We start from the raw sequence: 10,923 nt of genomic DNA on the forward strand, positions 1-10,923 counted from the left end.
ATCCTGATCATGACCACCAACGCGGGGGCGGCCGATCTCGCCAAGGCGGCGTTCGGCTTCACGCGCAACAAGCGTGAAGGCGACGACATGGAGGCGATCAATCGCATGTTCGCGCCGGAGTTCCGCAACCGGCTCGACGCCACCATCGCCTTCGGCCATCTGACGCCGGAGATCGTGGCCCAGGTGGTGGACAAGTTCGTGATCCAGCTGGAGACCCAGCTGGCCGACCGCCACGTCACCATCGAGCTGTCCTCGACGGCGCGGCAGTGGCTGGTGAAGCGCGGCTACGACGAACTCTACGGCGCCCGGCCGATGTCCCGGGTGATCCAGGAGTACATCAAGAAGCCGCTGGCGAACGAGTTGCTGTTCGGCAAGCTGGTCAAGGGCGGCCAGGTCCGGGTCGATGTCGCGCCGGATGGCGAGTCGCTGTCTTTCGACTACATCGAGAACCCGACCGCGCCGGTCTCCGACGACGCGGCCAAGGAACCCGAACTGGCCTGATCGCCGGTTTGGCTGAAAGAGCGAAGGGCGTCCCGGTGGGGCGCCCTTTTCGTTTGTGGCTCTCCCATCTTCAGCCCCGCATCGCCTGCTCCAGCACGGTGAAGATTCGCGGGCTGGCGCATTGCGCGACGTTGAAGCGCAGGAAGCGGCCGGCGGTGCGGGACGGGCTGAACACGTCGCCCGGCGCCAGCACCACGTCCTGGGCCAGGGCGCGGCGCGCGACCTCCGCCGAGTCCAGCCCGTCGGGCAGGGCGGCCCACAGCAGCATGCCGCCGCGCGGTTCGACCCAGGGCGTCAGGCCCAGCGCCTCGACCCGACGCAGCGTCTCGCCCATCGCCCGGGCCAGCTTGCCGCGCAGCCCGTCGACATGGCGGCGATAGCTGCCGTCGGTCAGCAGCGTGTGGACCAGCCGGGCCGCCGCCGCGCCATTGCCGAAGCATGTGGCGAGCTTCAGGTCGGTGATACCGTCGATCCAGTCGGGCCGGGCGGCGATGAAGCCGCAACGCATCCCCGCCGACAGGGTCTTGGAGAAGCTACCGATGTGGATCACCCGCCGGAAGCCGTCCAGGGCGGCCAGCCGGGGCGACGGCTCGGTCTCGAAATCGGCGAAGATGTCGTCCTCGACCACGATCAGGTCATGCGCCTCGACCAGCATCAGCAGCCGGTGCGCCACCGCCGGCGCCAGGCTGGCCCCGGTCGGGTTGTGCAGCGCCGCGTTGGTGATGTAGAGCCGCGGCTTGTGCTCCGCCGCGGCCCGTGCGAAGGCGTCCAGGTCGGGGCCGGCCGGGGTGCGCGGCACGCCGACCACCCTGACCCGGTGGGCCCGCAGCACCGCCAGGAAGTTGAAGTAGCAGGGGTCGTCGACCAGCACAGTGTCATCAGGCTGCAGCAGCAGGCGGCCGACCAGGTCGATCGCCTGGGTGCCGCTGTCCGTCAGCAGGATCTGGCCGGGCTCGGCCGCGATGCCGCGCTCCGCCAGCCGGCCGGCCAGATGGCGGCGCAGCGGCGCGAAGCCGAGCGGCGGTTCGTATTCGACCAGACCCGCGGTGTCCGACCGGGCCAGGGTCCGCAGGGCGCGCCGGATCGCGGTGTCGGGCATCCAGTCGGCCGGCAGCCAGCCGCAGCCAGGCTTCAGCGCCGGGCCTCCCTCCTCCAGCGCCTGGCGCATGATCCACAGCGGGTCGATCACCCGTTCCGGCCGCTTGCCGGGCTCGGCCAGGGCGAAGGGCTGGGCCCGCCGGGTGACGTAGAAGCCGGAGCCGGCACGGGCGGCGATGGCGCCGTCCGCCGCCAGCCGATCATAGGCCTCGACCACGGTCGATTTGGACACGCCGAGCGTTCCGGCCAGGCTGCGGATCGACGGCACCCGGGCCCCCGGCGCCAGGATCCGGGCCGCGATCCGGTCGCGGACCGTCGCCATCACCATGGCCACCAGCGTGGTGCCCGGCTTCGGTTCCGGGGAGAGGTCGAGCATCCGTACCGGACTCCGGATCAGTACAGTTCATCGGAATTGTACCTCACCATGTCTGGCGTGTCCTGTCCGGAGACGCCAGGGTGGCGGCATGAAAACGGCAATTGCGACCCTGGACGGACCGTCCAGCGACGCGGCGGCAGGCTGGATCAACGGCCTGCTTGGCGTCATCATCTTCAGCGGCTCCCTGCCGGCCACGCGGCTGGCGGTGTTCGACCTCGACCCGCTGTTCCTGACCGTGGCGCGCGCGGCGATCGCCGGCCTGCTCGCGACGGTGCTGCTGCTGGCGCTGCGGCCACGCCGGCCAGAGCGGTCGGACATCCTGCCGCTGGTCGTCATCGCCCTCGGCGTCGTGGTCGGCTTCCCGCTGCTGACGGCGATCGCGCTGCGCTTCGTCACCTCGGCCCATGCCATCGTCTTCATCGGGCTGCTGCCGATCGCGACGGCGGTGTTCGGCGTGCTGCGCGGCGGCGAACGGCCGCGCCCGGCCTTCTGGGGCTTCTCGCTGCTCGGCGCCGCGATCGTCGCGGCCTATGCGCTGCGGCAGGGGGCCGACGCCTCCCCGCTGGGCGACGGGCTGATGCTGGCGGCGATCGTTGTCTGCGGCCTGGGCTATGCCGAAGGCGCCCGGCTGTCGCGCCGGCTGGGCGGCTGGCAGGTGATCTCCTGGGCGCTGCTGATCTCGCTGCCGCTGTCGCTGCCGGCGACGCTGCTGACCCTGCCGGGCTCCTGGGCCGCGATCGGCTGGCCGGCGCTGGCGGCGCTGGGCTACGTCTCGCTGTTCAGCATGCTGATCGGCTTCATCTTCTGGTATCGCGGCCTGGCCCAGGGCGGCATCGCCGCGGTCGGCCAGCTGCAGCTGCTGCAGCCCTTCTTCGGCCTGGCCCTGGCCGCGGCGCTGCTGCACGAACCGGTGGGCCTGCCGCTGCTGGGCTGCGCCGCCGCGGTGGTGCTGTGCGTCGCCGGGGCCAAGCGCTTCTCCCGGTAGAGGTCTCTCAGCCCCGCTCCATCCGCCGGACATGCTTGATGAAGCGCCGGGTCGCGCCCAGCGGCTCGACATCGCGGCGGGCCAGGTGCAGCGGCGCGGTCAGGGCCGGTCGGTCGGCCAGGCGCAGGGTGGCGACGCCACCGGTGTCCAGCCGGCACATCGACGCCGGGATGATCGAGACGCCCAGCCCGGCCTCGACCAGGCTCAGTGTCGATACCATCCGCGGCGCCTCCTGTACGATGCGCGGGCTGAAGCCGGCGGCGCGGCAGGCGGCGATGATCGAATCATAGAGGCCCGGCCCGCTCGGCCGCCGATACAGCACGAAGGGGGCTTCGGCCAGGGCGGACAGCGGGATCACCGCCGGGCCCGCCGCCAGCGCGTGCCCGGCCGGCACCACCACCCGCATCTCCTCGTCCAGCAGCGGCTCGACCACGAGGTCGGACGCCTCGCCGATCGGGGAGCGGATGAAGGCCGCGTCCAGCCGTTCGGCGCGCAGGGCCTCGACCAGCTCGCCGGTGCTGCTTTCCTCCAGCGCCAGCGCGACCTGCGGCGCCGCCTCGCGGAAGCCGCGGATGGCGGCGGACACGAAGGGATGGAAGGCGGCGGAGCTGGTGAAGCCGATGGCGATCCGCCCCTCCTCGCCGCGGGCCGTCCGGCGCACCCCCTCCAGCGCCCGGTCGAGATGGGCCAGGATCGCCCGAGCCTCGGCCAGCAGGGCCAGGCCGCTCTCGGTCGGCTGCATGCCGCGGGGCAGGCGGCGGAACAGGGTCACGCCCAGCTCCTGCTCCAGCGCCTTGATCTGCTGGCTCAACGGCGGCTGCTGGATGCCCAGCCGTTCCGCCGCCCGGGTGATGTGCCCTTCCTCGGCCACGGCGATGAAGTAGCGAAGATGGCGCAGCTCGATCATCGGCATATCGGATGGGTATGGATCATCCGATAACGATATCCGTGATCGCGCCGGGATGCGAGATGGCTGCGCCTACAGCCAGCCCTTCTGCTTGAACCAGAGATAGGGCAGGACCGCGGACAGGATCATCAGCGCGATCGCCCAGGGATAGCCGAACAGCCATTGCAGCTCGGGCATGTTGGTGAAGTTCATGCCGTAGATGCTGGCGACCAAGGTCGGCGGCAGGAACACCACCGCGGCGACCGAGAAGATCTTGATGATCGCGTTCTGCTCGATATTGATCATGCCCATCGAGGCGTCGAGCAGGAAGGTGATGTTGCTGCCGAGATAGGTGGCGTGGTCGGTCAGCGACAGCACGTCCCGGCTCAGGCTCTTCAGATGGGTCCGGAACGCCTTGTCCTTGGTGGCGTCGCCGACCGAGAGGAAGCTCAGCAGCCGCGCCAGGCTGACCAGGCTTTCGCGCACCTTCGACACCAGGTTCTGGCTGCGGCCGATCAGCTTCAGATTGGCCTCCAGCTCCTCGTTGGTGGTGCGCTTGTGCACCGCCTCGTGGACCTTGAAGATCCGCTGCGACAGCGCGTCGACCTCGGACGCCACCCGCTCCAGGATGTCGGCGGTGCGGTCGACGATCGCTTCCAGCAGGCCGATCAGCGTGGCCGAGCCGGTCGGGCACAGCATCGGCTGGCGTTCGGCATGGGCGATGAAGCCGGCGAAGGATTTCGGCTCGGCATAGCGGATGGTGATGAGGGTCTGGCCCTTCAGCACGAAGGTGATCGGGGCGGTGCCCGGCGCGTCGGTCTCGGTGGCGTAGAGGACGCTCGCGGTCATGAACATCGCGCCGTCTTCCTGGTACAGCCGGCTCGACGCCTCGATCTCCTGCATCTCCTCACGGGTCGGCAGGAAGATGCCGAGCTGCTTTTCGGAGAAGTGCTCTTCGTCCTGGGTCGGGTTGAACAGGTCGATCCACACCGTGTCGGGTGGGAAGGGCGCGCCGGCGGACGGATCGATCGGTTCGAAGCGGGCGTTGGCAAGCGTATAGACACGCAGCATCGCGGTGCATCCTTTGCGGGCCGGTGCGCCGCACCGGGCCGAAGATGCCTCGCCGCTGCCTAGCGGGGCTCCCCGGCCGGCCCGGCACCCGGCCGTCCGTTCCTGGTCGGGACCCCGGCGGGCCGCCGATGGGCTTCGATCATGTCCCTGGCGGGACGACTGTCAGGCTCGTCCATGTCTCGATATCGTCGAAGGCGCGCCGCGCCCGTCCCGGCTCGGATGCCACCGCCGGCGGGCGCCGTCAAGCCGTGCCGGGCCTCAGGTCAGGGCGTCGATCGCATCGGTCGACAGGTTGCCGGGGACGATGGTCAGCGGCACCCGCAGCTTCGCCATGCTGCGGCCGGTGGTCAAATACTGGATCAGCGGGCCGGGGCCGCTGGACGACACGGTGTCGGCGCCCAGCACCAGCACCGAGATCGACGGCTCCTCGGCGATCAGCGCCATCAGCTCGTCGCGCGGCGACCCTTCGCGGATGTTGAGGATCGGGATGGTGCCGGTCAGCTGGTTAACCTCGCGCGCCACCCGCTGCAGCCGCTGCTCGGCCTCCTGCCGGGCCTCCTCGCGCAGCACGTCCTCGATCGCGCCCCAATGCTGGATCTCGCTCGGCGCCAGCACGTGCAGCAGGGCGACCCGCCCGGCGGTGTGCTGTGCCCGGCGGCAGGCATAGCGCAGCGCGGACCGCCATTCGTCGGAATTGTCGACGACGACCAGGAAGATGCGCGGCATTTCTTTCTGGGGGGTCTCTGGGGCGTTGTCGGTCATGGCACCCTCGGAGGTAGGTGAGCGGGCGGAGGTGGTTGGGTGGAGACGGGGTTCAGCATCTGTCAGCCGCGGCGGAAGATGACGCTGGCCAGCCAGCCGGCGGCGACGGCAATGAGAATGGCGCACAGGCCATACAGTGCGGCCTCGTGCTGGGCGAAATCATAGATCTCGGCGCCGAGCCCGACCTTGCCGACGATCAGCGGCGTGGTCTGGGCATCGACCACTTGGCCGTTGCGGAACAGGTAGGCCTCGACCTGGTACTGGCCGGTCGGGACATTGGCCGGAAAATCGATGCGGGTGCGGAACAGCCGCCCGCCCAGGAAGCTGACCTGGCCCGTCTCGGTGACGTACAGGCCGCGGTGCTGCAGGCCGCGGATCAGGGCGTCGCGATAATCGTCGACGACCTCCGGCCCGCGGTCGTTGGCATCGGCCGTCGGCAGCTGCAGGTGCTTCAGGCCGATGCCGACGCGGTCCAGCACATTGGGCGGCGCCAGCTCCTCGATCGGCTTGCTCGAGGCGACGGCGTAAAAGCCGGGCACGCCGTTGAAGCTCATGCTGTCCTGGTTGATCCAGATCCCGGCGACGCGGTCCTTCGCGCGGACCGTGGCCTTGTCGACCGGGCCGCGCACCACCACCGCGACCTCGCCGTCGCCCTCGGTGGCGCCGAACAGCAGCACCTTGGTGCCGGTGAAGCCGGTGTTGATAGCGATCGAATGGTCGGACAGGTCGGCGACCAGGTCTTGCGCCCGGCCGTCGCGGGGCAGGGCCAGGGCCGCGGCCCAGGCGGCGAGGAGGACGAACAGCAGGCGCAGCACGGTCAGCCCCCCCGGCGCATGGCGACGGAGTACAGGTCGGGCGGCGTCCCGAACAGGTCGAAGGCGACCTTGATGCAGATGATCAGCACCAGCGTGGCCAGCAGGGCGCGGGCCTGGTCGCCGCGCAGCTTGCCGCTGGCATGGGTGCCGAACTGGGCGCCGATCACGCCGCCAGCCAGCAGCAGCAGCGCCAGCAGCACGTCCACCGTCTGGTTCTGGAAGGCCTGCAGGAAGCAGACCAGGGCGGTGGTGAAGATGATCTGGAACAGCGAGGTGCCGGCGACCAGCGAGGCGGGCATGCCCAGCAGATAGATCATCGCCGGCACCAGGATGAAGCCGCCGCCGATGCCCATGATTGCGGTCAGGAAGCCGCCCAGCGCGCCGATCGCCAGCGGCGCCAGCGCGCTGATGTACAGCCGCGACTTCGGGAACCGGGTCTTGAACGGCAGGCCGTGGAACCAGCCATGCTTGTGCAGCTTGCGCCGCTGCCCCGGGGTGCGGCGGTAGCGCAGCATCGCCCGCAGGCTCTCGATCAGCATCAGCGCGCCGACCGAGCCGAGGAAGAACAGGTAGAACAGGTTGATCGCCAGGTCGATCTGGCCCAGCGCCTTCAGCACGCCGAACAGCCAGACGCCGAGCACGCTGCCGACGGTGCTGCCGGCCAGCAGCACCAGCCCCATCTTGACGTCGACATTGCCGCGCCGCCAATGCGCCAGCATGCCGGACACGCTGGCCGCGACCAGCTGATTCGCCTGGGTGCCGACCGCGACCGCGGGGGGGATGCCGATGAAGATCAGCAGCGGCGTCATCAGGAAGCCGCCGCCGACGCCGAACAGGCCGGACAGGAAGCCGACCAGCCCGCCCATGCCGAGAATCAGCAGGGCGTTCACCGACACCTCGGCGATGGGCAGATAGACTTGCATGGGGGCGGGTCCGTCCTGTCTCCGTCCGGCACCTTAGTCGGTGTGGCGATGGATGCGAAGGCCAAGCCGCGGCGCGGATGAGTGCGATGGCGGCAGGGGGCCGACCAATGCAGCGCGATGAAAGCGAAGGCCGATGGGCGGGACAAAGACGGATGCGATTGACGCGGGGCTAGGTCGGTTACCCATGCCGTGCATGCATGGATGTTTGGGATTATGTCGCCTGTAACAGTCTAGTGTATGTTGCGCGGCCTTTCCGATTCTTGCTCGGCCCGATATGACGGATCGGTTGCCAGGAGACAGGTTTCCGCATGATCCTCCGTTTCATTCTGGTCGGGATCGCTCTGGTCCTCGTCGTCGGTGCGCTTGTCGGCATGAATGTCATGCGCGACAAGGGCGTGGCCGAATTCTTCGCCAACCAGCAGCTGCCGACGGTCACCATCTCCGCCGCCAAGGTGGAGGCCAGGACCTGGACCGACTATCTCGAAGGCATCGGCACCATTTCCGCCGCTGAAGGCGTCGATGTCGCCTCGGAAGTGCCCGGCATGGTCAAGTCGATCGGGTTCAAGCCGAACGACGCGATCAAGATCGGCCAGTTGCTGGTGCAGCTCGACGACACGGTCGACCAGACCGATGTGCGGCTGTACCAGGCCTCGATCGACCTGGCGCAGCGCACGCTGGAACGGAAATCGGCACTGCGCGCCAGCGGCAATGCCCCCCAATCCGATCTCGACGCCGCCGATGCCGACCTGCTCCGGGCGCAGGCCCAGCTGTCCCGCGCCCAGGCGATGATCGAGAAGAAGGCGGTGTCCGCGCCCTTCCCGGGCATCATCGGCATCCGCAAGATCGATGTCGGGCGCTATGTCGCGGCCGGCGACGCGCTGGTGACGCTGCAGCGGCTGGACCAGGTCTATGCCGATTTCACCCTGCCGGAACAGTCGTTCAGCCGCGTCACCCAGGGCCAGAAGGTCGAGGTGCGGGCCGATGCTTTCCCGGACCAGGTGTTCCACGGCCAGGTCACCGGCATCGAGCCGGTGGTCGATGCGACCAGCCGGCTGCTCAAGGTGCGGGCGACCATCGACAATGCCGATCTGAAGCTGCGCCCCGGCTTCTTCGCCAATGTCCGGCTGATCCTGCCCGAGCGGCCTGACATCGTGACCGTGCCGCAGACCGCGATCACCTACAGCCTCTACGGCGACACCGTCTTCGTGATCCGCGAGAAGAAGGCCGAGGCCGGCCAGACGCCCGCCGCGGCGCCCGCACCCGCCGGCGACGCGGCCAAGGGCGAGGCTCCGGCCGGGCCGCAGCTGGTGGTCGAGCAGGTCTTCGTCCGGGTCGGCCAGCGCCAGGGCAACATCGCCGAGATTCTGGAGGGGGTGAAGCCGGGCGACCAGGTCGTGACCTCGGGCCAGCTGAAGCTGCAGAACCAGTACCCGGTCAAGATCGACAACACGGTCGACCCGACGGCAAGCCGCCTGCCGACGGCCTCCTGATCCGCGCCGCGACGGAGCTCGCCCCATGAATTTCACGTCGATCTTCATCCGGCGGCCGGTGCTGGCATCGGTCATCAGCCTGATGATCCTTCTGCTCGGCCTGCAGGGGCTGGCGAACCTCGCGGTGCGCCAGTTCCCGAAGACCGAGGAGACGGTGATCACCGTCACCACAAGCTATCCCGGCGCCAGCTCAGACCTGATCCAGGGCTTCATCACCACCCCGATCGCCCAGGCCGTGACCAGCACCGAAGGGCTGGACTACGTCACCTCGTCCTCGGACCAGAGCGTCAGCACCGTCTCGGTGCATATGCGGCTCAACGCCAATCCCGACGCGGCGCTGACCGAGGTGCTGACCAAGGTGCAGCAGGTGCGCAACGACCTGCCGACCGAGTCGAAGGACCCGGTGGTGGTGAAGGGCACCGGCGACGAATTCGCCATCCAGTACATCGCCTTCGACAGCGCCCAGATGTCGCCGGAGGAGGTGACGGAGTACATCACCCGCGTGGTCCAGCCGCAGCTGGCCACGACCGACGGCGTGGCCGACGCGCAGATGCTGGGCGCCAAGAGCTTCGCCATGCGGGTCTGGCTCGACCCGGTCAAGCTGGCCGCGCGCAAGGTGACGGCGGCGGAAGCGGTGACGGCGATCCAGGCCAACAATTTCCAGTCCGCGCCGGGCCGCACCGAGGGCGAGTTGGTGACCTTCGCCATCCGCACCGACACCACCCTGCGCACCGCCGAGGCCTTCGGCGACCTGGTGGTGCGGTCCGACGGCGACGCCATCACCCGGCTGAAGGACGTCGCCCGGGTCGGGCTGGGCAGCGAAAGCTATGATTCGCGGGTGACCTTCAATGGCAAGGAAGCGATCTTCGTCGCCATCAACCCGACGCCGGCGGCGAACCCGCTGACCACGGCGGCGAATGTGCGCAAGGTGATGGCCGACATCGTCCGCCAGATGCCGGAAGGCATGCATGGCGAGATCGTCTACGACGCCACCGAGTTCATCAAATCCTCGATCATCGAGGTCGGCAAGACGATCCCGGAGGCGGTGGTGATCGTCGTCATCGTCATCCTGCTGTTCCTGGGGTCGTTCCGCGCCGTCATCATCCCGGTCGTCACCATCCCGCTGTCGCTGGTCGGCGTGCTGTTCTGCCTGTACGCGCTGGGCTATTCGATCAACACCCTGACCCTGCTGGCCATGGTGCTGGCCATCGGCCTGGTGGTCGACGACGCGATCGTGGTGGTGGAGAACATCCACCGCCATATCGAGGACGGGCTGACGCCGCGCCAGGCGGCGCTGCAGGGCGCGGCCGAGATCGCCGGGCCGGTGATCTCGATGACCATCACCCTGGCCGCGGTCTATGCCCCGATCGGCTTCGCCACCGGGCTGACCGGCGCGCTGTTCCGCGAATTCGCCTTCGCCCTGGCCGGCGCCGTCATCATCTCCGGCATCATCGCGCTGACGCTGTCGCCGATGATGACCAGCAAGCTTTTGAAGCCGCACGGCCAGGGCGTCGGCCGCTTCCAGCTGGCGGTCGACCGGTTCTTCACCGGGCTGCAGGGCTGGTACGGCCGCCGGCTGCACCATTCCCTGAACTACCGGCCGGTCACCGCCTTCCTGGCCATCGTGCTGCTCGCCGCCTCGGTCTTCCTGTTCCTGAAGACGCCGAGCGAGCTGGCGCCGGAAGAGGACCAGGGCGTCGCCTTCATGATCCTGGACGGCCCGCGCTACGCCAACCTCGAATACATGAACCGCTTCAGCGACAAGCTGATCCAGGATCTGAAATCGATCCCCGAGGGCGATGCGATCTTCGCCGTCAACGGCAGCGGGTCGCTGTCCAGCGGCTTCGCCGGCATGGCGTTCAAGCCGTGGGACCAGCGCACGCGCAGCGCCAAGGACCTGCAGCAGCAGATGCAGGGCATGCTCGACGGCATCGCCGGCATCCAGGGCTTCGCCATCCAGCCGGCGGCCTTGCCCGGCTCCAGCGGCGGCCCGCCGATCCAGTTCGTGATCAAGTC

10 protein-coding genes are annotated in these 10,923 nt (G+C 69.0%); 4 read left to right on the forward strand and 6 right to left on the reverse strand.

The annotated features are described in order from the left end of the window. On the forward strand, positions 1 to 501 hold a 501-nt coding region (locus AC3XYG_RS21915; protein ID WP_507021937.1), incomplete at its 5' end, for a ClpB D2-like domain containing protein. A 70-nt stretch (positions 502 to 571) separates the two neighbouring features. On the opposite strand, the gene AC3XYG_RS21920 is transcribed toward AC3XYG_RS21915, so the two are convergent. Next, entirely contained in the window at positions 572 to 1,975 is a 1,404-nt protein-coding gene (locus tag AC3XYG_RS21920) for an aminotransferase-like domain-containing protein (RefSeq protein ID WP_489141989.1), read from the reverse strand. An 88-nt stretch (positions 1,976 to 2,063) separates the two neighbouring features. Here AC3XYG_RS21920 and AC3XYG_RS21925 point away from each other — a divergent pair, with 88 nt between their 5' ends. Further along, the gene (locus AC3XYG_RS21925; protein WP_489141990.1) at positions 2,064 to 2,960 is read left to right on the forward strand and encodes a DMT family transporter; all 897 of its coding nucleotides are present in this window, start codon (positions 2,064 to 2,066) and stop codon (positions 2,958 to 2,960) included. Between the two features lie 7 nt (positions 2,961 to 2,967). On the opposite strand, the gene AC3XYG_RS21930 is transcribed toward AC3XYG_RS21925, so the two are convergent. The 5 genes from AC3XYG_RS21930 to AC3XYG_RS21950 form a co-directional block, all read right to left on the reverse strand. Next, on the reverse strand, positions 2,968 to 3,867 hold the full coding sequence (locus AC3XYG_RS21930; protein ID WP_489141991.1) for a LysR family transcriptional regulator: 900 nt from the start codon (positions 3,865 to 3,867) through the stop codon (positions 2,968 to 2,970). Between the two features lie 72 nt (positions 3,868 to 3,939). Further along, the gene (gene corA / locus AC3XYG_RS21935) at positions 3,940 to 4,917 is read right to left on the reverse strand and encodes a magnesium/cobalt transporter CorA (protein ID WP_489141992.1); all 978 of its coding nucleotides are present in this window, start codon (positions 4,915 to 4,917) and stop codon (positions 3,940 to 3,942) included. 258 nt (positions 4,918 to 5,175) lie between these two features. Then, a complete protein-coding gene (locus tag AC3XYG_RS21940) occupies positions 5,176 to 5,679 on the reverse strand; it encodes a universal stress protein (RefSeq protein WP_489141993.1) in 504 nt (167 codons plus the stop codon). A gap of 62 nt (positions 5,680 to 5,741) precedes the next feature. Beyond that, positions 5,742 to 6,494, reverse strand: coding sequence for a TIGR02186 family protein (locus AC3XYG_RS21945; protein ID WP_489141994.1), 753 nt, complete (start codon positions 6,492 to 6,494; stop codon positions 5,742 to 5,744). A gap of 2 nt (positions 6,495 to 6,496) precedes the next feature. Beyond that, a complete protein-coding gene (locus AC3XYG_RS21950) occupies positions 6,497 to 7,417 on the reverse strand; it encodes a sulfite exporter TauE/SafE family protein (RefSeq protein WP_489141995.1) in 921 nt (306 codons plus the stop codon). A gap of 308 nt (positions 7,418 to 7,725) precedes the next feature. On the opposite strand from AC3XYG_RS21950, the gene AC3XYG_RS21955 reads away from it, so the two are divergent. Together AC3XYG_RS21955 and AC3XYG_RS21960 are read left to right on the forward strand one after the other, a co-directional pair. Then, positions 7,726 to 8,907: an efflux RND transporter periplasmic adaptor subunit gene (locus AC3XYG_RS21955; RefSeq protein WP_489141996.1), complete on the forward strand. Its 1,182-nt coding sequence runs from the start codon at positions 7,726 to 7,728 to the stop codon at positions 8,905 to 8,907. 25 nt (positions 8,908 to 8,932) lie between these two features. Then, positions 8,933 to 10,923, forward strand: a 1,991-nt coding sequence (locus tag AC3XYG_RS21960) for an efflux RND transporter permease subunit (RefSeq protein ID WP_489141997.1), incomplete at its 3' end; no start/stop codon positions are given.

The sequence above is a fragment of the Inquilinus sp. genome, from assembly GCF_057815775.1.

What these genes read in the sequence shown, in the direction of transcription:
- AC3XYG_RS21920 (WP_489141989.1), bottom strand. Translation starts at nt 1,975, where the DNA reads ATGCTCGACCTCTCCCCGGAACCGAAGCCGGGCACCACGCTGGTGGCC.
- AC3XYG_RS21925 (WP_489141990.1), top strand. Translation starts at nt 2,064, where the DNA reads ATGAAAACGGCAATTGCGACCCTGGACGGACCGTCCAGCGACGCGGCG.
- AC3XYG_RS21930 (WP_489141991.1), bottom strand. Translation starts at nt 3,867, where the DNA reads ATGATCGAGCTGCGCCATCTTCGCTACTTCATCGCCGTGGCCGAGGAA.
- corA (WP_489141992.1), bottom strand. Translation starts at nt 4,917, where the DNA reads ATGCTGCGTGTCTATACGCTTGCCAACGCCCGCTTCGAACCGATCGAT.
- AC3XYG_RS21940 (WP_489141993.1), bottom strand. Translation starts at nt 5,679, where the DNA reads ATGACCGACAACGCCCCAGAGACCCCCCAGAAAGAAATGCCGCGCATC.
- AC3XYG_RS21950 (WP_489141995.1), bottom strand. Translation starts at nt 7,417, where the DNA reads ATGCAAGTCTATCTGCCCATCGCCGAGGTGTCGGTGAACGCCCTGCTG.
- AC3XYG_RS21955 (WP_489141996.1), top strand. Translation starts at nt 7,726, where the DNA reads ATGATCCTCCGTTTCATTCTGGTCGGGATCGCTCTGGTCCTCGTCGTC.